At 39.0% G+C, this 24,103-nt stretch carries 30 protein-coding genes and 1 pseudogene; 16 read left to right on the forward strand and 15 right to left on the reverse strand.

Going from position 1 to position 24,103, the window contains the following annotated elements:
* Positions 1-6: 6 nt before the first annotated feature.
* From FHS59_RS13330 to xerD, 4 genes are all read right to left on the reverse strand, one after another.
* Entirely contained in the window at positions 7-1,047 is a 1,041-nt protein-coding gene (locus tag FHS59_RS13330) for a quinone-dependent dihydroorotate dehydrogenase (protein ID WP_184495692.1), read from the reverse strand.
* A 103-nt stretch (positions 1,048-1,150) separates the two neighbouring features.
* Positions 1,151-1,792 (reverse strand): hypothetical protein, encoded by a 642-nt coding sequence (locus tag FHS59_RS13335; protein WP_184495694.1) that lies wholly within the window; start codon positions 1,790-1,792, stop codon positions 1,151-1,153.
* Positions 1,793-1,837: 45 nt separating this feature from the next.
* Positions 1,838-2,395, reverse strand: coding sequence for a hypothetical protein (locus tag FHS59_RS13340; RefSeq protein ID WP_184495696.1), 558 nt, complete (start codon positions 2,393-2,395; stop codon positions 1,838-1,840).
* A 94-nt stretch (positions 2,396-2,489) separates the two neighbouring features.
* On the reverse strand, positions 2,490-3,395 hold the full coding sequence (gene xerD, locus FHS59_RS13345; protein WP_184495698.1) for a site-specific tyrosine recombinase XerD: 906 nt from the start codon (positions 3,393-3,395) through the stop codon (positions 2,490-2,492).
* A gap of 221 nt (positions 3,396-3,616) precedes the next feature.
* On the opposite strand from xerD, the gene aroQ reads away from it, so the two are divergent.
* The 4 genes from aroQ (at position 3,617) to rnhA (ending at position 6,582) form a co-directional block, all read left to right on the forward strand.
* Positions 3,617-4,030: a type II 3-dehydroquinate dehydratase gene (gene aroQ / locus FHS59_RS13350; protein WP_184495700.1), complete on the forward strand. Its 414-nt coding sequence runs from the start codon at positions 3,617-3,619 to the stop codon at positions 4,028-4,030.
* Between the two features lie 11 nt (positions 4,031-4,041).
* On the forward strand, positions 4,042-5,097 hold the full coding sequence (locus tag FHS59_RS13355; protein WP_184495702.1) for an aminotransferase class V-fold PLP-dependent enzyme: 1,056 nt from the start codon (positions 4,042-4,044) through the stop codon (positions 5,095-5,097).
* A 393-nt stretch (positions 5,098-5,490) separates the two neighbouring features.
* Positions 5,491-6,081, forward strand: coding sequence for a MarC family protein (locus FHS59_RS13360; RefSeq protein ID WP_184495704.1), 591 nt, complete (start codon positions 5,491-5,493; stop codon positions 6,079-6,081).
* 36 nt (positions 6,082-6,117) lie between these two features.
* A complete protein-coding gene (rnhA, locus tag FHS59_RS13365; protein WP_184495706.1) occupies positions 6,118-6,582 on the forward strand; it encodes a ribonuclease HI in 465 nt (154 codons plus the stop codon).
* 12 nt (positions 6,583-6,594) lie between these two features.
* Here the strand turns inward: rnhA and FHS59_RS13370 are convergent, their stop codons facing one another.
* The 5 genes from FHS59_RS13370 to yihA all read right to left on the reverse strand — a co-directional run bounded on the left by FHS59_RS13370 (position 6,595) and on the right by yihA (position 10,571).
* The gene (locus tag FHS59_RS13370) at positions 6,595-7,815 is read right to left on the reverse strand and encodes an ATP-binding protein (RefSeq protein WP_184495708.1); all 1,221 of its coding nucleotides are present in this window, start codon (positions 7,813-7,815) and stop codon (positions 6,595-6,597) included.
* Between the two features lie 137 nt (positions 7,816-7,952).
* Positions 7,953-9,074, reverse strand: a complete 1,122-nt coding sequence (locus FHS59_RS13375) for a sugar phosphate isomerase/epimerase family protein (protein ID WP_184495710.1) — start codon at positions 9,072-9,074, stop codon at positions 7,953-7,955.
* Between the two features lie 77 nt (positions 9,075-9,151).
* Positions 9,152-9,451, reverse strand: a complete 300-nt coding sequence (locus FHS59_RS13380) for a hypothetical protein (RefSeq protein ID WP_184495712.1) — start codon at positions 9,449-9,451, stop codon at positions 9,152-9,154.
* 37 nt (positions 9,452-9,488) lie between these two features.
* Complete coding sequence (locus FHS59_RS13385) at positions 9,489-9,920, reverse strand: DUF5606 family protein (protein ID WP_184495714.1); 432 nt, start codon at positions 9,918-9,920, stop codon at positions 9,489-9,491.
* Positions 9,921-9,959: 39 nt separating this feature from the next.
* The gene (gene yihA, locus FHS59_RS13390; protein ID WP_184495716.1) at positions 9,960-10,571 is read right to left on the reverse strand and encodes a ribosome biogenesis GTP-binding protein YihA/YsxC; all 612 of its coding nucleotides are present in this window, start codon (positions 10,569-10,571) and stop codon (positions 9,960-9,962) included.
* 122 nt (positions 10,572-10,693) lie between these two features.
* Here yihA and ubiE point away from each other — a divergent pair, with 122 nt between their 5' ends.
* The gene (gene ubiE / locus FHS59_RS13395; RefSeq protein ID WP_184495718.1) at positions 10,694-11,416 is read left to right on the forward strand and encodes a bifunctional demethylmenaquinone methyltransferase/2-methoxy-6-polyprenyl-1,4-benzoquinol methylase UbiE; all 723 of its coding nucleotides are present in this window, start codon (positions 10,694-10,696) and stop codon (positions 11,414-11,416) included.
* Positions 11,365-12,165, forward strand: a complete 801-nt coding sequence (gene porT / locus FHS59_RS13400) for a type IX secretion/gliding motility protein PorT/SprT (RefSeq protein ID WP_184495721.1) — start codon at positions 11,365-11,367, stop codon at positions 12,163-12,165. The genes ubiE and porT (FHS59_RS13400) overlap by 52 nt, the downstream gene beginning before the upstream one ends.
* 48 nt (positions 12,166-12,213) lie before the next feature.
* On the opposite strand, the gene FHS59_RS13405 is transcribed toward porT (FHS59_RS13400), so the two are convergent.
* Together FHS59_RS13405 and FHS59_RS13410 are read right to left on the reverse strand one after the other, a co-directional pair.
* On the reverse strand, positions 12,214-13,365 hold the full coding sequence (locus tag FHS59_RS13405) for a DUF4221 family protein (RefSeq protein WP_184495723.1): 1,152 nt from the start codon (positions 13,363-13,365) through the stop codon (positions 12,214-12,216).
* 60 nt (positions 13,366-13,425) lie between these two features.
* Positions 13,426-13,623 (reverse strand): hypothetical protein, encoded by a 198-nt coding sequence (locus tag FHS59_RS13410; RefSeq protein ID WP_184495725.1) that lies wholly within the window; start codon positions 13,621-13,623, stop codon positions 13,426-13,428.
* Between the two features lie 166 nt (positions 13,624-13,789).
* Between FHS59_RS13410 and FHS59_RS13415 the strand changes: the two are divergent.
* Together FHS59_RS13415 and porT (FHS59_RS13420) are read left to right on the forward strand one after the other, a co-directional pair.
* A pseudogene (locus FHS59_RS13415) lies at positions 13,790-13,939 on the forward strand (SDR family NAD(P)-dependent oxidoreductase); the annotation flags it as partial.
* Between the two features lie 41 nt (positions 13,940-13,980).
* On the forward strand, positions 13,981-14,394 hold the full coding sequence (gene porT, locus FHS59_RS13420; RefSeq protein WP_317168194.1) for a type IX secretion/gliding motility protein PorT/SprT: 414 nt from the start codon (positions 13,981-13,983) through the stop codon (positions 14,392-14,394).
* Positions 14,395-14,456: 62 nt separating this feature from the next.
* Here porT (FHS59_RS13420) and FHS59_RS13425 read toward each other — a convergent pair whose 3' ends face one another.
* Both FHS59_RS13425 and FHS59_RS13430 read right to left on the reverse strand, forming a co-directional pair.
* The gene (locus FHS59_RS13425) at positions 14,457-15,605 is read right to left on the reverse strand and encodes a DUF4221 family protein (protein WP_184495727.1); all 1,149 of its coding nucleotides are present in this window, start codon (positions 15,603-15,605) and stop codon (positions 14,457-14,459) included.
* A 43-nt stretch (positions 15,606-15,648) separates the two neighbouring features.
* Entirely contained in the window at positions 15,649-15,846 is a 198-nt protein-coding gene (locus FHS59_RS13430; RefSeq protein ID WP_184495729.1) for a hypothetical protein, read from the reverse strand.
* A gap of 167 nt (positions 15,847-16,013) precedes the next feature.
* On the opposite strand from FHS59_RS13430, the gene FHS59_RS13435 reads away from it, so the two are divergent.
* The 5 genes from FHS59_RS13435 to FHS59_RS13455 all read left to right on the forward strand — a co-directional run bounded on the left by FHS59_RS13435 (position 16,014) and on the right by FHS59_RS13455 (position 20,052).
* Positions 16,014-16,772, forward strand: coding sequence for an SDR family NAD(P)-dependent oxidoreductase (locus tag FHS59_RS13435; protein ID WP_184495731.1), 759 nt, complete (start codon positions 16,014-16,016; stop codon positions 16,770-16,772).
* Positions 16,769-17,536 (forward strand): M15 family metallopeptidase, encoded by a 768-nt coding sequence (locus FHS59_RS13440; RefSeq protein WP_184495733.1) that lies wholly within the window; start codon positions 16,769-16,771, stop codon positions 17,534-17,536. The genes FHS59_RS13435 and FHS59_RS13440 overlap by 4 nt, the downstream gene beginning before the upstream one ends.
* Positions 17,537-17,571: 35 nt before the next feature.
* Complete coding sequence (locus tag FHS59_RS13445) at positions 17,572-18,306, forward strand: ThuA domain-containing protein (RefSeq protein WP_184495735.1); 735 nt, start codon at positions 17,572-17,574, stop codon at positions 18,304-18,306.
* Between the two features lie 78 nt (positions 18,307-18,384).
* Complete coding sequence (locus FHS59_RS13450; RefSeq protein WP_184495737.1) at positions 18,385-18,966, forward strand: NifU family protein; 582 nt, start codon at positions 18,385-18,387, stop codon at positions 18,964-18,966.
* A 12-nt stretch (positions 18,967-18,978) separates the two neighbouring features.
* On the forward strand, positions 18,979-20,052 hold the full coding sequence (locus FHS59_RS13455) for a DUF3810 domain-containing protein (RefSeq protein ID WP_184495739.1): 1,074 nt from the start codon (positions 18,979-18,981) through the stop codon (positions 20,050-20,052).
* A 23-nt stretch (positions 20,053-20,075) separates the two neighbouring features.
* On the opposite strand, the gene FHS59_RS13460 is transcribed toward FHS59_RS13455, so the two are convergent.
* Both FHS59_RS13460 and dusB read right to left on the reverse strand, forming a co-directional pair.
* A complete protein-coding gene (locus FHS59_RS13460; protein WP_184495741.1) occupies positions 20,076-20,972 on the reverse strand; it encodes a DMT family transporter in 897 nt (298 codons plus the stop codon).
* A gap of 108 nt (positions 20,973-21,080) precedes the next feature.
* Positions 21,081-22,070 (reverse strand): tRNA dihydrouridine synthase DusB, encoded by a 990-nt coding sequence (gene dusB, locus FHS59_RS13465; RefSeq protein WP_184495743.1) that lies wholly within the window; start codon positions 22,068-22,070, stop codon positions 21,081-21,083.
* A gap of 38 nt (positions 22,071-22,108) precedes the next feature.
* Here dusB and FHS59_RS13470 point away from each other — a divergent pair, with 38 nt between their 5' ends.
* Genes FHS59_RS13470 through FHS59_RS13480 form a run of 3 tightly spaced genes read left to right on the forward strand, consistent with a single transcriptional unit; the run spans position 22,109 to position 24,066 of the window.
* Positions 22,109-23,053, forward strand: coding sequence for a CPBP family intramembrane glutamic endopeptidase (locus FHS59_RS13470; RefSeq protein ID WP_184495745.1), 945 nt, complete (start codon positions 22,109-22,111; stop codon positions 23,051-23,053).
* A complete protein-coding gene (locus FHS59_RS13475) occupies positions 23,037-23,243 on the forward strand; it encodes a putative signal transducing protein (protein WP_184495747.1) in 207 nt (68 codons plus the stop codon). Before FHS59_RS13470 ends, FHS59_RS13475 begins: the two co-directional genes overlap by 17 nt.
* Positions 23,227-24,066: a phosphatidate cytidylyltransferase gene (locus FHS59_RS13480; protein ID WP_184495749.1), complete on the forward strand. Its 840-nt coding sequence runs from the start codon at positions 23,227-23,229 to the stop codon at positions 24,064-24,066. Before FHS59_RS13475 ends, FHS59_RS13480 begins: the two co-directional genes overlap by 17 nt.
* Positions 24,067-24,103: the final 37 nt, after the last annotated feature.

Consider the following 24,103-nt stretch of genomic DNA (forward strand, 5'->3'; position numbering starts at 1 on the left):
GGCAATTTACCGCGAAAAATAAGCCAATAATCCTTTCTTGATCTTTTTGATCAGCCCAGGTCCCTCATAAATCATGCCCGAGTAAACTTGAACGAGGCTTGCTCCAGCTTCCAATTTCTCAATGGCATCTTCAGCAGAGAAGATTCCTCCGACTCCGATGATCGGAAACGCCTTGTTTGATTTAGTTGACAAATATCGGATAACATCTGTGCTTCTCTTGGCCAAAACTTTTCCGGATACGCCTCCAGCTCCGATTGCTTCCACTTGGCTTGCTTCAGTGGTCAGATTCGAACGGTCAATCGTCGTATTGGTCGCAATGACTCCATCGATTTTGGTTTCCAAAACAATTTCTACGATATCATCCAACTGGCCATCTGTCAAATCAGGAGCAATTTTCAGTAAGATCGGCTTTGGTTTTTCTTTTTGATCATTTGAGGTTTTTACCGCTTGGAGAAGTTGCTTGAGGGGTTCTTTTTCCTGAAGATCGCGGAGATTTGGTGTGTTTGGCGAACTGACATTCACCACAAAATAATCCACATACGGATGTAAGGCATCGAGGCAAATTAAATAATCATCTACCGCGTTTTCGTTTGGAGTTACTTTGTTTTTGCCGATGTTTCCGCCTACGATCACATCCGATTTTCTCTTTTTCAAACGCTCCACGGCATTTAAAACCCCTCCGTTATTGAAGCCCATTCTGTTTACCAAGGATTCGTCCTGCGGCAATCGGAAAAGTCTCGGAAGTGGATTGCCATCCTGAGGTTTTGGAGTCAAAGTTCCTATTTCTATAAAGCCAAATCCCAACATGGCCATCTCATCGATCAGTTTCGCATCCTTATCAAAACCTGCAGCCAAACCAACGGGGTTTTTGAATTTTAACCCGAATACTTCACGCTCTAAACGAGGATCATCCAGTTGGAAGGATGCCTTGACGATGGATTTTGCAATCGGAAGATTGAAAGTGAGTTTCGTGAGGTCAAAAGTGAAATGGTGGGCGTCTTCGGGCTTTTTAAGAAAGAAGAGTGGCTTAAGGATGGATTTATACACGGCAAATGGTTCTTTTCAATCCACAAAGTTAAACAAAGCCAGCTTGGAAAATAACAAAAACTCAGAATCTAACTGATCCTGAACTAAAAACCATTCAATCACTTTAGCAAGCGCAATCTTTCACCATAAACCCTACACCTTTGTTTGTTGCCTTTCGAATTGCTTGGCTGACTGATCCAAAATTCCAATAATTTTCTCCACCATCTTTATCAGGAATTCCCCAAGCATTGATTTCAGTGACAATTGCGTTATCAGAGACAATATTTCCTGTTGCTGTTTCGATGAGTGCTACTCTGAGAGTGGCAGAAATATCCTGATCGGGATCTGGAGGATTCATTTCATACACCTCTTGAGCGGTTCTATAATCCCAGCCATCAGTATCGCGGGTTTCTCCAAGTGTGATGCCAAGAAAATAAGGATAACCGAGCTCAGAATTTACTTTTGCCCGTTGAGCTGGATCGTTAAGGTCCTTTATTCCTGCCGAAAGCAACTCATAATCTAATCGGTCATAAAGCTCCACATTCGTAATTCCTTGGTCTCTAAGAATGGTAAGGATTTGACTTTCTAATTGATTTTGTTCTCCTGGCGAAAGCCTACTGAATCCTGCATCCCAACCAAGAGGTAGGAGAATTACACCATTAGATTTACCCAGGCAAATATGACATTTAAAACGGGTATAAACTTGAGTTGAAGTGCATGAGGACAGCGAAATTAGAATGAAAAGTAGGAGGGAGATTTTTTTCATTTAATTCAAATTGAGGGGAAATAATGTATACAGGTTGAAACTGGATCAAAACCTATATCCAAACCTTAAATGTAAATTCACCGCCAAGTTTCCTTCATCATAGGAATAGCCTTGTGATTTGTAGAAATAGTGGATGTAACCGAAACCTATTCCAGTTTCAAATATGAAATTTTGTGAGATTGGTCTGCGGATTCCCCAAGTTGGAACAATAGAAAGATCAGGAATTATAGAATCATCGTATTGAGAAATTACAAGGAGATCAGGGTGAAAACTGGTTTTTAAAGAAAAGAAGTTTCCAAAGTTCCCATTTGTGTTTTTTCCTTTGCTGCTCCGTTTTTCCAAATTATAATACCATCTAGGTTCAGCCGTCAAAACTGGGAGAAAAACATAGCTACTAGAGTAGTTTAAATCTCCCCATACTTGCATATCAAAACCAACTTCAGCTCTTAGTGCTATTTGTTTGGAGAGGCTGTATTCCTTATTCAACCATACCCCTAAAAAACCGATATGGACTTCAGGTTTGTTTGTACTAACTGAAGCTTCTTGTGCAAAGGTTACTTTGATAGAAAAGAGAATTAGAGTAAGTAAGAATAGTTTTTTCACACGACTATGGATTTAATTTTTGCAAAACTAAACTTTTTATTAAATCCAGCATCTCAAATCTTAAACCTGATATCATACATCTGATATCCTAAATTTATTTCCTTGGATGAAAATCCGTCAAAACCTGCCTTAGATAATCTCGATTCAAATGAGTATATATTTCAGTCGTGGTGATGCTTTCATGTCCTAACATTTCCTGCACAGCACGAAGATCTGCACCTCCTTCAATTAAGTGCGTTGCAAAAGAGTGACGGAAAGTATGCGGAGAAATATTCTTTTCGATACCTGCTTGTTCAGCAGTTTTTTTGATGATCAAAAAGATCATCACTCGTGTAAGCTTTTTTCCTCGACGGTTTAAAAAAACATATTCTTCATGCCCTTTGGCAATTGTCTGATGTACCCGAACCTCATTTTTATAAATATTCAGGTATTTCAGTGCATCTTTTCCGATAGGTACAAGCCGTTCTTTGTTTCCTTTTCCCACGACTTTCAAAAAACCGACATCTTCAAAAACTTGTCCTTTTTTTAATTCGATCAATTCAGAAACCCGAAGTCCTGAGCTATACAGCATCTCCAGCATGGCCCGATTGCGATGACCTTCAGGTTCTCCCAAAGGAATCGCCTCGAGGAGTTGTTCGATTTCCTGAAAACTCAGAGTGTCCGGGAGCTTTCTTCCCAATTTTGGTGCTTCTAGAAGTTGAGCAGGGTCTTCCGTGATTTTATCCTCGTACATCAAAAAACGATAAAAAGCCTTGATACCGGAAATAATTCTGGCTTGGGTGTAATCCGAGATTTCGAGTTGGGCTAGTTCATTTACGAATTTCCGTATATGCTCTAACTCTAAGTTTAAAGGACTTTTGTCCGGGAAATTCTTCGAACTATAATTTGCTAGTTTTTCTACATCACGAGTGTATGCTTCAATGGAGTTTTCACTTAGCGACCTCTCTAATTTCAAATAGTGTCGAAATTGTTTGATGTGATTTTCCCAGGTTTTGGTCATTGTCAGATTTAAAAATTAAAATATTGGAAAATTAGGTGCTAAAGTTGGAAGGTTCAAATGTGGAAAGGTTTTAACTTTCCAATCAGAAACCGATTACCTTTGTTGCATCTTCATTAAACCGAATTTTGTTTTGAAATCGAGCATGACTCAAAAATCAAAAACTGTAATGATTATTTTCAATGTGAGATTCCATGTGACGAATATAAATCAATAATAAACACATGAAAATACTGATTATTAACGGTCCAAATCTAAACCTTCTCGGTAAAAGAGAGCCCGAAGTCTATGGAAGTACTTCATTTGAGGAATTTTTTGAAACCTTAAAAAAGACTTTTCCTGATATTCAGCTGGAATATTATCAAAGCAATGTGGAAGGTGAACTGATCAATAAAATCCATGAAGTTGGTTTTACCTATGATGCTATTTTATTGAATGCAGGAGGGTATACACATACTTCAGTTGCTATTTCTGATGCCATCGCTGGTGTTACGACTCCTACTTTGGAAGTTCATATTTCCAATATTTACAAAAGAGAAGAATTCCGTCATAAGAGCATTATTTCCAAATCATGTGTGGGAATGATCTCAGGCCTTGGATTAAAAGGCTATGAATTGGGAATCAGATATTTTCTATAAACCTCAGACCTATGTTGACTTTTGCCCCAGGGCCATCTAAAGTTTACGATGCCCTACCCACCTATCTTCAGGATGCCTACAATCAAGGGATCTTAAGTGCCAATCATCGCAGCAATGCCTTTATGCATTTATATCAGGAAACTGAGCAATTGATGCGCGAAAAACTGCACATGCCTGATGATTATAAATTGCTTTTTACTTCCTCTGCCACAGAAAACTGGGAAATAATCACTCAGTCGATCGTGGAAAAGGCAAGTTTTCATATTTATTCAGGATCCTTTGGTAAGAAGTGGATTGGTTTTGCGAAGCATATAAATCCTGCAACTGACGGCCTGAAAATAGAAGCGAATGAGGCAATCGAAGTGGCAGACCTTGAGATTTCTGAGGAATTTGATCTAATCGCGCTTACGCAAAATGAGACTGCAAATGCTACCCAGGTTCCCATGAATGTAATCGAGGCAATCAAAGAGAAATATCCAGAGAAAATGATTGCTGTTGATACGACCTCTTCAATGGCCGGAATTGAGCTGGATTTTGGGTTAGCTGATATTTGGTATGCTTCGGTACAAAAATGCTTCGGGCTACCTGCTGGACTAGGGATTTTGATTCTTTCACCAAAAGCCATCGAAAAATGTGAATCAAAAGGAGAAAGTGGCAGATACAACAGCTTAAGTTTTATGCTCGAAAATGCTGCTGGCTACCAGACGCATTATACGCCGAATGTTTTGGGGATTTATCTGTTAAATCGCGTTTTGAAAGGTTTGCAGGAAATTCAGCATATCGATTCCAATCTTAGAGAGCGTATGCAGAAATTAGAAAATGCAGTAGCTCAATCTAATTCACTTCGAATGTTAGTGGACAATGCAGAAACCAGAAGTACGACAGTTTTGGCGGTAAATGGTCCGGAGGATTTGATCGCTGCCGTGAAAAAAGATGCCGAAAAAGAAGGAATGCAATTGGGGTCAGGTTATGGGCCGCATAAACCAACAAGCTTTAGAATTGCCAATTTCCCTGCGATTACCAATGCGGAAATGGATAAGTTGATAGGGTTTCTATCGAGATATTAATAGGACGACCTTTGGGGTCATTTCGAACGAGGAGGAGCGACAAGGAGAAATCTCATTCTGTAATTTTGAATAACTATGAGATTTCTCCTTCCTTCGGTCGTCGAAATGACAATTGATTCGCGAATTCTCAACTTGGTCTAAGTCTTTATGCTTGGATCATTTATTTTTACCGCTGAGGCGCAACGATCGCAAAGAATTTCCCTGAGATTTTTTTTAATTACTTTCTGACTCTTTTTTAGTCATTTCGAACGAGGAGGGAGGACGAGGAGAAATCTGAGGAGACTTGGAAAAGAGAGATTTCTCCCTCCTTCGGTCGTCGAAATGACATGAAGTTCTTATTTTCTTAAATCTGAAATCATATATCCACAATCATAAATTTCCTACTTTCGCGGCATGTTTGATTTGAAAGAAATTTTATCGGTTTCCCTGATTTTATTTTCAGTGATTGATATCCTCGGCTCGATTCCAATTATAGTGAATCTCCGACAGAAAGTTGGTCACATCCAATCGGAGAAAGCTACCTTGGCTGCAGGTGTATTGATGATCTTGTTTTTATTGGCAGGTAAATCAATCTTAGGACTTTTTGGAATAGGTGTGGAAGACTTTGCTATTGCAGGTGCATTGATAATTTTTGCAATTGGAGCTGAGATGATCTTGGGAATCGAACTCTTTAAATCTGATCCAGATGCCAAGGCAGGTGCGTCCATTGTACCCATCGCTTTTCCACTTATTGCAGGAGCTGGTACCTTGACCACCATTTTAACTCTGAAAGCTGAGTTTGCACAAATCAATATTGCGATAGGGATTCTCCTGAATTTAATTTTGGTTTACATCGTACTGAAAAGTACCGGTTGGCTTGAGCGAAAAATCGGAAAGACTGGTCTGGATGTGCTGAGAAGGATTTTTGGGATCATTTTGCTTTCTATTGCTGTCAAAATATTCAAGACAAATGCCTTTCCAATCGGAGTAGATTCTGGAATTTAATCTCTTTCTCTCCCTCATTTTAACTTTCTTTGTGCCATGATTACCATTTATACTGATGGCGCTGCCAAAGGAAATCCAGGTCCAGGAGGCTACGGCGCTGTTTTGCTTTTCAATAATAAAGGATCCATCCTCCGTAAGGAACTTTCTGAAGGCTTCCGATTGACTACCAATAACCGAATGGAGCTTTTGGCAGTGATACGCGCTCTTCAAGCTTTAAAAGTGACTGGAATACCTGTTCAGATTTATTCTGATAGCAAATATGTCGTGGATGCAATCGAAAAAGGCTGGCTTTGGGGTTGGCAGAAAAAAGGCTTTAAAGACAAGAAAAATCCAGATCTCTGGTTACGCTATATTCCACTTCATTTGAAATACAAGCCAAAATTTATTTGGGTGAAAGGACATGCAGGCAATCCTGAAAATGAGCGCTGTGACCAGTTGGCCGTGACAGCAGCAGAAGGTTTTGACCTAAAGCCCGACCAGGGGTATGAAGGGAGTTTGTAAATGCCATTGGTTTTAAAGCTGCTGGATGTAATCTCTTAGAAAGTCCTTCACAGGGAGTATTTGGATAGTTTTTCCATCTGAAATAAGTGAATCAGTTTGATTTAGAGTCAGTATAAAACCTTCCTTTTTTTCGAAAAATACCATTGCCTCCAATAGTCCATCGAGTTCTCTTCGCTTATTATCCACATGCACTTTCTCAGTGACTTGTATCAGCCATTTGCAATATTCTCCATCGAAGACCACGAAATCACATTCCTTCCGCTCCCTGAAGTAATACATTTTCAAGTTAGTTTTTCGAAGTAATATATATGCCAGATTTTCCAGCAATCTGCCTTGATCTTTGCTAAAACTTAGAGAGTTTGCTTTCGCGAAGCCAGTGTCTATACAATATACTTTTTTGGGATTCTTGGAGATACTTTTGGTAGACCAACTGAATCTTGGTAAGAAGAAGAGCAAATAGGCATCTTCCAGCCATGATAAATAGTCAGAAACCGTGGTCGCCGAACCCACATCAAAGGTCTTTTTCAGACTGTTAAAACTCATTTCTTTTCCCACATTGGATATTAGAAAGAGGGTGATGTCCATCAGCGTTTTCGTGTTTTTGATGCTGTAGCGTATGGCTATGTCTCTGAAAACGATGTCTTTGAGGAGGTTTTGTAAGACTTCAGGATTTTTGTCACGTAGGTATTCAGGGAACCCGCCAGAGTTCAAATACTCTTCAAAGCTTTCTTGTTCATCTGGTTTTGCATTGTAGTCCAAAAATTCCAGATAGGAAAAAGGGAATATCTCATGGGCCAAATATCGACCTGTAAGTCTCGTTCCTAATTCTTTACTCAATAAAGATGCATTTGACCCGGTGACATATACTTTTTCACCCCGATCATGAAGCTGTCTCACATATACTTCCCAGCCTGGAACATTCTGTATTTCATCAAAGTAATAAGCAGACGTATTCTCACCGAAAACCTCGTCTAGCTTAGGGAAATCACTAACTTCGAAACCATATATACGAGGATCCTCAAAATTCAAATAGCCGAAGGAAGACTGGGACTCTGATATGATCTGTCGCATAAGTGTACTTTTCCCGCAGCGGCGTATTCCTGTGATTACCTCTATATGGGTGCTGCTAAGCTTTATTTTCGACTTGGCTTCCCGATTGGTAAGTGATAATTCCTTAGAGAATATTTTTTTCTGACCTGCGACCGCTGCCGCTATTTCCTCCTTAAGTATCATTTTTTGAGGTGTTTAATCCTTCTAAGATACTATTTATATTACCAAAGTAAAATAGTTTATTTTTAAAAAGTATAATAGTTTACGATTATAACGTAAATTATTACGATGTGCTGGAATTGAATTTCAGATATCTGATTTTATAATTTATCCATCGTCATCAGCGGCACATCCTGGCGATTGACTTCCAAAAGTGGCATATACTCCGATTCTGGATATTGCCAGCCATCTTCGCCTAATTCATATAAAAGTGGAGCAAGGTTTTGAACTGCAGCCTTACACCCTTGGACAATCGCTCCCATTTTTCCGGTTTGCTTGGACAGAACAGCTTCGTTTTCTATTTCAAATGGACCTGTAAACTTTTTCTCTTTCAAAACATTCACAAAAGCTCTCCAATCCATCGAGTCACCTAAGCCGAAACCAGGCAAGGTAGCTTCATAATGATGTCTATCCCATGGATTGGTGCTGGAGGTAATTTTCAATTTTTCGGCCCATTCAGGTCTCACTTCCTGCATTGGATACATATTTCCCCAAAATGGATCAGGATTGTTTCTGGTGGATTTGACATGGATCCTTTTGAGGCGATTCATATCTGTGTTTTTTATGACACTCACTGGGTCAGTGTGCTGCCAAATGTCATGAGAGGGATCATAGATTTCTCCGTGATTGGTTTCAGGGACCAAATCGTACATGATTTTTCTCGCTGCCAAAATTCCAGTCAGATTGTTGAACGTTCCAAAATGTCCTGAACTTCTCCAGCCTTCCATCGGGCAGTTTTCATAAAGAACTGTCACACCCAAACTATTTGCATAGCGGATAATCGGACCAAAGATTTTTTGATATTCCAGCAGGTTTTTCTCAAATCCTCCTTCCTGATTTCCCAATTCATGGTTATAGCCGACAAAGGTTCCGACTTTTACATCGTTTTCATCTCCTCCGAGCAGATAGGCCATGCGGATCAGCCGAAGTAAGTGGTTTTGGTTTTTGATCCGCTGCTCTGGATCTCCACCGATCAGGTTTTCAAAAGCTCCAATCGAAAGCCTAAGTTTTGCCCCATTAAATTGGCTGATCAGTTTTTTAGCCTGTTCGGGCCCGAAATTCTCATAATCCAAATGGGTGGCCACAAAATCATCCCGAGTTCCGTCTTTTCTAAAAACACATAGATCCAAACCTTGAACGCCAATTTCACTGGCTTTTTCGATGGTTTGCTCTAGGTTGAGTTGGTCGAAAGCGGATGTCATGATCCAAATTGGGTTTGCCATGAGGAAGAGTTTAAAGTTTATAGTTTAAAGTTATTTCTAAAGTTAAAAATCTGAAACCATATATCTGAAACCATACATCAAGAATAACTTCTTCGGATTTCTACTTTCATTTTTTGTCTTTCCCAGAGAGCGCGGGCTAAGTCAGGGGCAACTTGATCAGGTTCGGATTCATGAAGGATCCTTTTTAGTTTTTCTTCGCCCAAATCTATTCGATAGCATATTTGAAGCAAGCGCTCAAACTCCCTGTCCAGCATTTGCCGGATAATTTTGGCTAAAAATTCAATTGCTTTTTCCTCATCAAATTCAGACTTGATTTCAGGAAGTTGAAAATCTTTTTCAAGCAATTGGAAAGTCTCCTTAAAAATTGGATTTGCCATGTCAATCAAAAAAGCCCTGCAATGCAGGGCCTATATTTTAATTTTCTTTTGTTTCTTCTCCTTCTTCGCTGCTTTCTTCCAAAGTCTCAGGAACCTGAACACGAATGATTTTATACCAAGAAATCAATTTTTTGATATCTGAGGTATACACTCTCGCTTCATCCACTTCAGGAAGGACGTGCTTCATAAATGCTCTTAGTTCCGCATCATCAGGATTAGCGTCTAACCCTAAATCTCCCTTAAACTCAGCTTCGATTTTCTTCATGATAGATTCAAGCGGCTCAGCACCTTCTTCCGTCAATGTATAAATAGAAATATCGCTTAGAATGGAAACTCTTTGAGACATTCCAGCCACAAGTTTTGCTTTTTTATCATCCAAGCTTTCAAGGATCACTCCCGATCTAGATGGCTTCAAAACTTTAAATAAACCCGGCTTTCCGGCTACTGTTGCGATGTCTTTAAAATTCATTGGTTTGTTTTTTTCAGGCTGCAAATATAGGATTATCAATTAAATGATTTCTCCTGATTCGTATTCTTGTACCAGTTCTTCGATAAATCTGGTCAATTCGTCTTTTCCTTGTCCATTTTCGGCCGAAGTCACAAAATAATCTGGGATTTCCTCAAAGATTTCCTGTGTCTTTTTAAGGAATTTGCGGATGTTCTGATCAGTTTTCGTGTTTGATTGTTTGTCGGCTTTGGTGAAAACGATAGCTGCTGGAACTCCTTCTGTTCCGCACCAAAGCAAAAATTCCAAATCGATTTTTTGTGGTTCTAAACGGCTGTCAATCAGTACGAAAACGCCACACAAATTTTCTCTTTTGGTCAAATAAGTGCTGATCATGCTTTCCCAGCCTTGCTTCACTTTCACATTGACTTTGGCGAAGCCATAGCCTGGCAAATCCACCAAATACCAACGGTCGTTGATCATAAAGTGGTTGATCAATTGAGTTTTACCTGGTTTTTGGGAAGTTTTTGCCAAATCCTTTTTCTCGGTGAGCATATTGATCAAAGAGCTTTTGCCCACATTGGATCTACCGATAAATGCTACCTCAGCCCGATCTGGTTTCGGACAATTTCCAGGATTTGAATTACTGATTACAAATTGAGCTTTCTGGATCATAAACGTAGATTAGGATGCAAAAATAGGAATAATCCTTTAGGAATGACTTTCTCTTAAATGGCAACAATTTTCCAATCCTCAGGTTTCTTGAGTATTATTGCGCACTCAAAGAACGATTCGTGATGTCTGTAGTACCTTACAAAGATAAGCAAGACCCTAAAAAAGCACAGGTTGCTGAGATGTTTAACAACATAAGTCCGAAATATGACTTGTTGAACCATGTTTTGAGCATGGGAATTGACATCACTTGGCGAAAGAAAGCCATCAAATTATTGAAAAAAGATCAGCCTAAGTTGATTTTGGATATTGCCACCGGAACAGGTGATTTTGCCATTGAGGCTTTGGCTTTGAATCCCGACAAAGTTATCGGAGTGGATATTTCTGAAGGCATGCTAGCCGAAGGAAGAAAAAAAATGGCCAAAAAAGGTCTGGAAGATAAAATTGAACTCCAGTTGGGAGATTCCGAAGGATTGCTTTTCGAGGATAATAAGTTTGATGCTGTGATCGTTTCCTTTGGAGTTAGAAACTTCGAAAATCTGGAGAAAGGACTAGCGGATATGTATCGGGTACTAAAGCCTGGAGGAAAAACTGTGATTGTGGAATTCAGTAAGCCTAGAAAGTTTCCTATGAAACAGGCTTATGGTTTTTATTCCAATTTTATCCTTCCACAGATTGGTAAAATTGTATCCAAAGACAATTCTGCTTATACTTATCTACCTGAATCAGTACAGGCATTTCCGGATGGAGAAGATTTTCTGGCTGTTTTGAAAAAGGTAGGATTTACCCAAACGATATGCAAACCACTGACATTTGGTATCAGCTCTATTTACGTGGGCGTAAAATAACACTGACATTGTTTATTGTCGGGCTGATGACCTTGCCTTCTTTTGGGCAAGGGATGTTTGGCCTTACCTCAGGTTCTGGATCTGATAATCGGACTTTGTCTTATGGATTCTTTTTGGCTGCGCAAACGAGTACTTACCAGATTAAATATTCTGATGCATTTCTTAATCCTACTACTACCAGTATGGGAAATGTGCAATCGATCAATCCTCAATTTTCTCCTGGGTTTTCCTTGGGATTTATCGGGATTTTGAGATTTCATGATCAGGTACAGTTGCTTTTTACTCCCAAAGTGGGTTTTTATGAATACAAAACTGAAGTAAGATATTTTGGTTCCGAAGATCCTTCCCTAATAAATGTACCTGATGAAAATACTCAGATTAATACTAAAACATCCCAAGTTCTGACTTCTGAAGCGACTATGGTGGAGCTTCCTTTACTTTTTAAATACAGATCTCAGCGATTCAATAATACCCGAATGTATTTTATCGGAGGTGCAAGTTATAACTTCCGTACCAAAGCACAGGATGAAGCAGACGTCGAAGATCTGGTTACCACTGGACAAGATGTTTCTTTGGAAATGGGGATGGGCTTCGAGATTTATTTCAAGTACTTCAAGTTTGCTCCAGAAATCAGGTTCTCTCATGGGCTGAACAATGCCTATAGAAGAGAAAATACCATTCCAGAGATCGCTGATGCGATATCCTCTATCAAAAGAAAAAGCATTACGCTTTATTTGAATTTCCAGTAAACAAAGATTTTTAAATTGAAAAATTTCAATCTTGATACGTATCAATTTTTACTTTTTTAGGCTGGAAAAATCAAAGGTATGGATGACCATTTCATCTTCGTTAAATTCAGGGTTATCTGGGTGCATAGGAAATAAGTTCAATCCATTCTCATCCACGAAGTAATGATGTGGGAGGTAGGTGTTTCTTGGGAGTGTAAATTCCTGCAAAAGTGAATAATCCTGGCCATCATAGATTGAAATCACGAAAAAGGGGGGAGTGGCACTGTATTGCATGGGGTCAGTTTCTTCTGGTATTTCTTCTCCCGGCCAACCAAATCTATAAATCAGTTCATTAAAAGAGTCATAGGCAATTCCGAAATTCTCAGCACTTTTATAGGAAACCCTCATGTTGTCGTCTATAGAAAATGAATTTTTGTCTCTAAAAAAGTATTCATTGGAGAAATTTTTAACTAGATCAGTCTTTAAATATATTTCCTGGGAGGTACTTTTATTCACATCTATTTGAAAGAGTTTGTTGCTTTGACTATGAAGTAAAAGTGCATCATTGTTGGAAAGAGTCAACCCAAAACTAAGTTCGTTGACTGGATCTAATATAGTGGAGGGAATTCGATAGGGTAATGCATGAAAAAGCCCAGACTTTATATCAAAAGAAAGTAGAGGCGCATACTCTTGGAGTGAGCTATCGTCTAACTCGTTTGGTTTTAACATCCTCAATGTACTCAATTGAAAAACCAACTGATTTTTATGATCAAAGATCATATTGGAATACCTGGTTATTCCCAATACATATTGTCCTCTAGGGGTTTCTTCAAAATAGTCATAAGAATTGATCAGATTCCCCTCTGAGTTGATCAGTTGAAATTTATAAGCCATGGTTGGGATATAGATGCTGTCTGAAGAATGAACAAAGAATCCGTAGGGTTTTCCAAGACCATTTGGCCCATCCCGTTCAAGGCGAATTGATTTGGTCACTTTTTTTTGTTGAAGATCTATCACAGTAATCGTCTCACGATCAGAATTCCACCAATACAGATTTCCATCTAAATATTGTTGCGTTCTGGTAAAGGGCTCTGTATCTCGGTCTATTGGAATAGAAGTCTTTTCTGAAATATAGTCGAGAGGATTTTCAGAAACTTCTATTGGTTTAGTGCACGATAAAAATGTAAAAAGTGGCAAAAGGAAGGTAATTGGTTTTTTCATACTTAATATATAAACCAACCCTCTATCATTTTCTTTACAGAGGGTTGGTATCTTAATAATCTACTCTACCACTGGAACATCACAGTTATCCCCCGAAACTGCACAAAGGCCGTCATTTGCTGTCCAATTGCAGTCAAGAGCCACTCTGTCCCAATGACACCAATTGGCTTGTTGGGCTTTTAAGGTGGTGATTCCACCTATTAGTGCCAATACAAATACAGTACTAGCTAGAAACAATTTAAACCGATTTTTAAACATAATAGTTAAATTTTAAAAGTAAAACATAGGACTAAAATGTATTTAGGTTAATTAATAAGTTAAATTAAATAGATGAATGGTTTATTTTTTTTTTAAATGGTTATTAAGTCTTGCGTTCTTAATGCTTTCATTTTTTAGTACAATCATATTCTTTTTATCTTTCAGCATGAAAAATAAAATTGCTTTGGTCACAGGTGCAACTTCAGGAATCGGGAAAGCCTGTGCCATCACTTTGGCCAAATTAGGATATAGTATCATTGCTACTGGAAGAAGAGCTGATCGGTTAAAAGAATTAGCTTCAGAACTTCCCGCTGAGGTGGATTATATGAATACAAAACTGAAGTAAGATATTTTGGAGTGCAAGATCCTGCCTTAATCAATACACCTGAAAATGCAGAAGTTAACACTGTCAAATCACAGATTTTGACTTCAGAAGCGTCTATGGTGGAGCTTCCTTTACTTTTTAAGTACAGATCTCAGCGATTTAATAATACTCGGATGTATTTTATCGGAGGTGCGAGTTATAACTTCCGTACCAAAGCACAGGATGAAGCTGACATCGAAGATCTGGTAACCACTGGACAGGATGTTTCTTTGGAAATGGGGATGGGCTTCGAGATTTATTTCAAGTATTTCAAGTTTGCGCCGGAGATCCGTTTTTCTCATGGGCTGAACAATGCATATAGAAGAGAAAATACCATTCCAGAGATCGCTGATGCGATATCCTCTATCAAAAGGAAAAGCATTACGCTTTATTTGAATTTCCAGTAAACAAAGATTTTTATTGAAAAATCTGAAGATTGAAAAATTTCAATCTTGATACGTATCTATTTTTACTTTTTCAAGCTGGAAAAATCAAATGTATGGATGACCATTTCATCTTCGTTGAATTCAGGGTTATCTGGATGCATTGGAAATAAGTTCAACCCATTCTCATCCACAAAGTAATGATGTGCGAGGTAGGTGTTTCTTGGGAGTGTAAATTCCTGTAAAAGTGAATAATCTTGATCATCATAAATACTTATTACGAAGTAGGGAGGAGAATTACTAAACTGCATAGCATTAATATTTATAGGTACTTCCTCGCCTGGCCAACCAAATCTATATATTACACCTCGGTATTTGTCATGCATAATCCCTAAGTTCTGGGCAGTTTTATATTTTTTTCTAATATTTTCTTGAATCGAACTGCCAGATCTGTTCGAGTTTAAATACTCATTTGAAAATGTGTTGATCGAAAGAGAATTTAATTCTAAACTTTTTACAGAATTATTTTGGTAATTAAATTCATAGAGAAGATTGCTTTTTTGATGTAGTAAAAGCAAATTTTCATTATTCGTTGTACTAACAACTCCTAATACGTCTTCGGCTTCTAGGATTTTCTTATCAAACCTGAACGGCGAATCTTTCACTTCACCTATTTTAATATTCAAATCTATGTAAATGGGGATGTCTTCTAAAGTTGTATCATTTAATAGTTTTTCAAGGGGGAAATTATGTGGATTCAATCCAAAAATTATCCGGTCTCTAATTTTCAAACCCATGTTTGAGTATCTGCTCATTGAAGCCACGATAGTACCATATAAGGAATAATTGAAATAGCTGTAACTATTGATTAACCTGCCATTTCCATTAATGAGTTTAATTTCCAAAGACTTATTTGGTATGAAAATACTATCTATATTATGTACTATAAAACCTAAAGAAGAGCCAACTCCATTTGGACCTTCTCTTTTTAAAAGGATAGTCTTTTTTAGGGTGCTGTTACTTAAATCAAAAACACTAATCGATTCTCGGTCTGAATTCCACCAATAAAGATCGCCATCCAAATACTGCATAGTTCTGGTGTATGGTTCAGTTCTTGAATCGATTGGGATAAAGGTTTTTTCCGAAATGTGTTCTAGAACATTTGTGGGTTTATATTTAGTTTTTGAACAAGAAGCATAAAGAACTAGAAAAAATATAATAAGGAATCGTTTCATAAAGAAGTCCCCTATTTTTCCATAGGGGATTTAGTACAAATTATTATTCTACTACAGGCACATCGCAATGTGGAAAAGAGACTGCGCAATACCCATCATCAGCTATGGACCAGCACGATTGTAAATTCTCATCCCATTTGCACCAAACATCTGATTGGGCATTTAAGCTGGTGACTCCACCCATGAGTGTCAGTGCAAAGACAAAACTAGCTAGAAACAATTTAAATCGATTTTTAAACATAATAGTTAATTTTTAAAAGTAAAACATAGGTTTAATATGTATTTAGGTTAATTAATAAATTCAAGCAATTAGATGAATGGTTTATTTTTTTTTTTAAATGGCTATTAAGTCTTGCGTTCTTAATGCTTTCATTTTTTAGTACAATCATATTCTTTTTATCTTTCAGCATGAAAAATAAAATTGCTTTGGTCACAGGTGCAACTTCAGGAATAGGGAAAGCCTGTGCCATCACTTTGGCTAAATTAGGATATAGTATCATTGCTACTGGAAGAAGAGCTGATCGGTTAAAGGAATTAGCTTCAGACCTTCCCGCTGAGGTGGATTACCTCCCTTTAGTGTTTGATGTTAGGGATCGAGAGAAAGTTCTGGAGATTTTAGGAGCCTTGCCTGAAGAATGGAAAGCCATCGATGTATTGATTAATAATGCCGGTAATGCTCATGGAATGGATCCCATACAGACAGGAAGTTTGGATGACTGGGATGCCATGATGGATATCAATGTGAAGGGATTGCTTTATGTCTCCAAAGCCATCATACCCGGGATGACCGAAAGAAAATCTGGGATGATCATCAACATTGGTTCCATCGCAGGAAAAGAAGTATATCCAAACGGGAATGTGTACTGCGGCTCGAAACACGCCGTGGATGCCATCACTAAAGGTATGCGTATTGACTTGAATCCATTTGGATTAAGGGTAGTTGCAATTCACCCCGGTTTGGTGGAGACGGAGTTCTCCCTGGTTCGATTTAAAGGAGATGAAAAACGCTCAGAGTCAGTTTATCAGGGATTTGAACCATTACTGGCAGAGGATATTGCGGATATCGTGGAATTTGCGGTAACTAGACCTTCCCATGTGACTATTGCTGATGTAGTTGTCTTACCGACTGCTCAAGCCTCAGCCACAATTGTGAATAAAGTGAAATGATAAACTCAAAATCAATTTTATCGATTTGTCTTGGTTTGGCCATTGGCTTCTCTTGCTCACAAAAAGAGGTTGGGGCCATAGAATCTGAATTGGAGAGGGAAATCGCCGATCAATTGGCTCCTTCAAAGCCCACCATTTCTTCATCCGAAATTCCTTTATTGGAAAAGCGATTGATTTCTCAAGGTTTGGTGAATGTGGAAGAAGTCGTGCCTGATATTCGTGTTGAGTTGAAGTATTCTACAGAAGATAATTTCTTTGGAAAAGATGTATATGGGGAATTGATCCATGCATATCTTCAACCAGTCGTGGCAGATAGTTTAAAATCCGCCCAAGAAATGCTTCAAAATGAGTTTCCAGATTACACATTGTTGATTTACGACGGTGCGAGACCATTGAGTGTTCAGCAGATACTTTGGGACAATTTAGAAAAACCAGATAGTTTGAAACCCTTATATGTTGCTGATCCCAAAGTCGGAAGCTTGCATAATTTTGGTGTTGCGGTAGACTTGACCATATTTAATAATGCTACTTCTGAGCCGCTTGATATGGGTACAGGTTATGATTTCTTTGGATATCAGGCCTACCCGGATCGTGAGGAGCAGATGCTGAATGAAGGGAAGTTAACCTCAGATCAAATTGCAAATCGTGACCTATTAAGAAAAGTCATGACTTCCAATGGATTTACTGGGATAGGGTCAGAGTGGTGGCATTTTAATGCTTATTCCAGAAAGCAGGCAGGGGAGCTGTTTAAAATCATTGAATAATATTTCTTTAACATAAAACTCAAATCTAAAACCAAATGAACCTAAGAAAACTTTTACTTACCCTTGGCCTGATTTGCTCAGTGGCAATTATGGCAGATGCTCAGCAATTTAAAGCTCTCGTGTTTACTAAAACTGCTGGCTTTAGACACCAGTCTATTCCAAATGCAGTGACTGCAATGAAGAAAATGGGAGAAAAACAGGTGTTTAGTGTGTACACTTCAGAAGATCCAAGAGTATTGTCTGAAGAGAGCCTGATGAAATACGACGTACTAATTTTGATCAGTACTACAGGGACTATTTTTGACGAAACTACCCGTGCTTCCTTGCAGAAGTTTGTGCAAAGCGGTAAAGGTGTAGTTGGAGTTCATGCAGCGGCAGATTCTGAATATGACTGGCCATGGTACAACAAAATGATGGGAGGATATTTCCTTGCACACCCAGCTCAGCAAACACTTCGTTTAGAGGTAGTGGATCAGGACCATCCGTCTACTTGGCATCTTCCAAAAAACTGGATGTGGACAGACGAACTTTACGAATACAAAGACATCAACCCAGACTTGAATGTTTTGATCAAAGCTGACGAAAGTACTTATAAAGTTGCTAAAGGAAATGGCGATAATCATCCGATGGCCTGGTATCATGAATTTGAGGGTGGAAGAGTTTTCTACACAGCTTTAGGGCATGTGGATTCTGCTTGGGAAGATGATGTGTTCTTGAAGCACTTGTATGGTGGTATTTGGTATGCCGCTACAGGTCATCCTATGAAATAGTAGATTTCTTTTAGAAATTTGCAGCCGCCGGAACTTAATCCAAAGAATTCGGTTTTCTAAACTAAAAAAGAGACGACCATGCTAAAAGCACAAGCGAGACCCGTTCACCTCTACATGGAGGCAAATCCTAATCCTAACTCACTGAAATTTGTAGCGAACTTTATGTTGGCGGAAGAAGGCGTGAGCTTTGATTATCCGGATGCGGCAAGTGCAGAAAATAGCCCTTTGGCACAAGAACTATTTAATTTTGCGGCAGTAAAACGTGTGTTTGTTGCCTCAAATTTTGTGACAGTTACCAAAGCAGAAGATGTAGAATGGTCTGAAGTGCAAAATGTCTTCAGAGATCATATCAAAGGCTATTTGGAGTCAGGAAAACCAGTGGTAAATGCAAGTTTCGATAAGGATCCGCTTTTTGATGAAAATGATTCAGAAGTGGTGAAAAAAATAAAAGGGATTCTCGACGAGTACATTCGCCCTGCGGTGGAGCAAGATGGAGGAGCAATTGTCTTTCATTCATTCCATGACGGCATTGTGAAAGTATTACTACAAGGTTCTTGTTCTGGATGTCCTTCCAGTACTGTTACTTTGAAAGCTGGAATCCAAAACCTTCTGACTAGAATGCTTCCTGAAGTGAAGGAAGTACAGGCAGAGGGGATTTAAGATTGCAAATTCATGGGGAAGAGAGACTGGTCTTGGGCGATTCTAGGTGTATTGGCATTGGGAATTCGCTATTTGGCAGTTCTTAACCCTGAGGCTACAGATGAAATTTATTCTCGAAAATTCTTTCCGGTCATACGGAATGTCATAGATATAACGCTGGGAAGATTGCCTTTTCCCAGCGTTTATTTGTTTATGATCTCCGTGGCTTTGATCCTTGGACTTTATTTTTTTAAGCTTCGCAAAAAGAGGGGATGGAAATCAAAATCTCTGTATTCCATTCGTGCTTTGGCAAATGGGCTAGGAGCATTGATCTTCTTCTTTTTGGTGCTTTGGGGTTTTAATTATCAGCGCACACCCATTGTAGAGCAGCTTGGCCTTCAGCCAAAATCTATGAATCTGGAACAGTTGAAAAATGAAGTTCAGATCACGCTTCGACTGGCTGTGCAATACCGAAGTGCGATTACGCAGGATACTGCTGCTATTGAGGAGATATTGCCTTATCCTGAATTGGAGAAACTCGTGCGAGCCAATATCGCCGATAATCTGGATATGATGGGACTCAATTTTACAGGAAGACCAAGAACCAAGCTTTTTCCACCTCCGGGTTTTATGAGAAAGATGGGCATTCTCGGTATCTATTTTCCATTCACAGGCGAAAGTTACATTGATCCTACACTTCATCCTCTGGAACAGCCTTTTACCGTGGCGCATGAGATGGCGCATAGTTATGGCGTGACAGATGAGGGAGAAGCCAATTTTATCGCTTGGGTGATTTGTACCAATTCGGATGATGCACTTTTGCGCTATTCCGGCCAATTGAGGCTATTGAATTACCAGATTTCGGATTTCTTTAGAATGGCTCCTGAAGAATACAAGGAATGGGTAAAAACACTTGATCGAGGGATTCGAAATGATATGATTTCGCTTCGCAAAGCTAGTGAGGCGATTAAAGCCTTTTCTTTGGAACTCAGCAGAAAGACCAATGATGTGTTTTTGAAAACCCAAGGAGTTAAGGCCGGAATCAATAGCTATCAACAATTGCCAAAACTTGCTTTCGCATGGCGAGAAAGGATGAAAGGTGAGTAATTTTTTGACCTAAAAAGTTGAGACTATTTTCTATTCCCATACCACACTCCTAAAATGACGGCGACAATTCCGAGGTAATGTCCCCAAAGAAGGACTTCACCATCCAAAACTCCCCACATGATTGCCACGATAGGTATCAAATAAGTTACCGAACTGGCAAAAACCGGAGTCACTCTTTTGACCATCACATTGAAAAGAATCAAAGCCAAGGCAGTTCCCATCACCCCTAAGAGCGTCACATAGCCTAATGCTTTTAATGCTCCAGGGACATTAGCGACTTTATAAGAAAAGTCCGTGCCAACAAGGAGGAATATCAATGCCGCCGGCAATACCATCAACAATGAAATGGCCGTGATTTGGATGGGTTTGAGGGTTACGAATTTGTATTTGATGATATTCAAATTGAAACCGTAGCATATACAGGCCAAGATCACAAATAAAGCGTAGACGTTGATTCCTGAGAAAGCTTCTAAACCGGATCCTTCTTTGACTACTACCAAAATAAACACTCCGATAAATGCAATGGCCAGGCCGATTCCATTCCTTTTGGTGATTTTTGAACCAAAAAACAATGCACCAATCATCACTACAGCCAATGGGGTCAGAGCATTTAAAACCCCAGTCAAAGAACTACTCAGCTGGGTTTGTGCTTTTGCAAAAAGGAACGCGGGAATAAAACTTCCTACTAAACCGACGATCACCAAATAAAAAATCTGATGTTTATTGAGGTTTTTTAGTCTTGGGAGAGATAAAGGCAAAAGAAAACTTGCCGCTGCAACGATTCTGTAAGCACCAACTTCACCAGGCGAGAAAACTTCCAGACCTCTTTTGATTAAAATAAATGAGCTTCCCCAAACCAGAGCCAATAATATTAGCATTCCCCAGTTTTTCAGGGTCTCGTTTTCGGTGGTAGTTTTCATGTAGTGTGATGCTTTTTGCAGCTTTTACAAAGGAAGCAAAACCAAATAAAATTTGTTCCAAAAAAATGAGGCCCTGAAAAAATATTTTTTCAGGGCCTTTTATTTTTCTTAGAAGACGTAATCTGCATAAACGTCTGCGACTTGATCGAGCAGCTGGCAGACATGCTCGTAGCTATCAGCCGTGACCATTTCAGTTCGGAATGGTTTGAAGTTTGGCATTCCTCTGAAGTAATTAGTGTAATGCCTTCTCATTTCCAGAATACCCTGTTTTTCACCTTTCCATTCTACAGAGAAGTCCAGGTGTTTTTTGGTAACGGCAATTCTTTCTGCCAAATCAGGAGCTTCTAATTTGGTCCCTGTATTTAAGAAATGCTTGATTTCATTGAAAATCCAAGGGTAGCCAATTGATGCTCTTCCGATCATCATACCGTCTACATTGTATTTATTTTTGTATTCCAGGGCTTTCTCAGGCGAGTCTATGTCACCATTGCCAAAAACCGGAATATGAAGTCGAGGATTATCTTTTACTAAATTCAGATAGCTCCAGTCTGCTTCGCCCTTATACATTTGCTTTCTAGTACGTGCATGGATGCTGATAGCCTGAATTCCTACATCCTGAAGTCTTTCTGCTACTTCCACAATTCGGATCGTGTCATTATCCCATCCTAGACGAGTCTTGACGGTGACAGGAATATTGACTGCTTTCACAATTTCTGCAGTCATGGAAACCATTTTATCAATATCTAAGAGAATACCTGCTCCGGCACCTTTGCAGGCAACTTTATTGACAGGACATCCATAATTGATATCTAAAATATCTGGTCCAGCCTCGGCAGCAATGGCAGCAGCTTCTCTCATTGATTCTATGTCATTTCCGAAAATCTGTATGCCGATTGGCTTTTCGTAATCGTAGATATCCAGCTTTTGAACGCTTTTTGCCGCATCTCTGATGAGACCCTCTGAGCTGATAAATTCTGTGTACATGAGATCCGCTCCATTCTGCTTGCACACTGCTCTGAAAGGCGGATCACTCACGTCTTCCATCGGTGCTAAGAGTAATGGGAACTCTCCTAATTCCAACTTTCCTATCTTAACCACTTCTGTATTATAAATTTGCGCGTAAATTTACCTCAAATATGGAGATTTACGAAACACACTCTGAAATAGCAGAAAGGAAAAGTTGGCTTTTGTCCCTGATAGTCATTGTTTTAGTTGCTTTTGGAGTATTAGTTTTATTACAGGGAATTGCGTTAGCCTTTGTGCCAGTATTGTTTAATATCCCAGTGGAGGACCTTTTGGGACTGATCGGAGGCAATTTTGACGTGCCGAATGGAAGGATGGCAATGCTGTTTGTTCAAGGAATTGGTTCTGGAATCGGATTTTGGGTTGCGGCTTGGATTATCACCAGATATATTGAAAAAGCTGATTTGCATTGGGATGTTCAGATTTCCAGATTCCAGTGGAAAGCGCTTTTGATCGTTCTAGGAGTTACTGTTGGCGGGATGTTTTTTAATTCTTTGCTCGTTTATTTGAATTCCAATCTTGCGCTTCCTGAGTCGATGTCTGAAATAGAAGCTTGGATGAAAGCCACAGAAGATCAATTAATGCAATTGACCAAGTTTCTGACAGACTTTCAGACTATCCCGGAATTGATTATGGGTATCCTAGTGATCGGAGTACTTGCTGGAATAGGTGAGGAAATGTTTTTTAGAGGCCTTGTCCAAGCCAAAATGCATAAATACCTAAAATCAGGGCATTGGGGAGTCTGGGTGACAGCAATTATATTTTCTGCGATACACCTTCAATTTTATGGATTTTTACCTCGGGTGTTTTTAGGTGCCATTTTCGGATACATGTATTTGTTTACAGGAAGTCTCATTTATCCGATTCTAGCACATATTTTCAATAATAGCTTTACCGTGATCATGGTTTATATGTCCAATCAGGGATTGATAGATTTTGATTTGGAATCAACAGATGATGTGTCTTATACAGCCTCCTTATTAGGTTTATTGGTTCTTCTTGTAGGAATCTATTACCTTAAGAAAATGAAAATACCTAAGGATGGACAATTGGATTAAAGTTTTTGAAACCGATCAACAGATCAGAGCGGAGATTGTGAAAGGTGTCCTAGAAGAAAATGAAATTAACGCAGTGGTTTTAAGCAAAAAAGAAACGGTTTACCATGTCTTTGGTACCTATCAAGTGATGGTTCCAAAAGAAGATGTACTGCTAGCTACCAATTTAATCCAGAATGAGATCACGTTTTAATATCAATAATTACAGTAATCTAGGGCAAAGAGCAATCACTGCATTTTTTGGAGCAATCGTCGTGGTAGGAGGGAGTATTTACTCAGACTGGACATATTTCATCATTTTCGCGGTGATTTTAGGATTCTCCCAAATGGAGTTTTACAAACTGTCCGGTCTGGATGGTATGCTTCCTTTGAAAAGCTTCGGGACTTTTTTGGGCTTGATGATTTTCACCCTCACTTTTTTAATTGAGAAAGAGCAGTTCAGAAATGAATACCTCTATCTGATGTTCCCTTTAGTTTCCCTGACCTTCTTTATTAAGCTCTATAGAAAGACCGATAAAAAACCATTTACCGGAGTTGCATTTACCTATTTAGGGATTTTCTATGTGGCTGTTCCTTTCTCCTTATTAAATCTTGCAGTTTTTTCTGTAGACCAAGTCTACCATTTTGAGATTTTGATTGGCTGCTTGCTGATTCTCTGGGCAAGTGATACGGGGGCCTATTTTGCAGGAACAAAGTTTGGGAAAACTAAGTTATTTGAGCGAGTGTCCCCGAAGAAATCCTGGGAAGGTTTTCTCGGAGGTGCATTTTCTGCAATTGCTGTAGCTTTTGTTTTGGCAAGGTATTTTCATGTAATCGAAGACTGGAAATGGCTTGTCATCGCAGGAATCATCATTGTGGCTGGTACCTACGGAGACTTGATTGAATCCTTATTCAAGAGATCTATCGAGATCAAAGACAGTGGACAGATTTTGCCTGGACACGGTGGATTTATGGACCGATTTGACGGATTGTTATTATCAGCGCCTTTTATCACGGCGTTTTTGAAAATATTCTAATTTCTAGGCTCGTATCCTGAAAATCTACTTAATTTTG

This window comes from Algoriphagus iocasae (assembly GCF_014206875.1).
Classification (GTDB): Bacteria; Bacteroidota; Bacteroidia; order Cytophagales; family Cyclobacteriaceae; genus Algoriphagus; species Algoriphagus iocasae.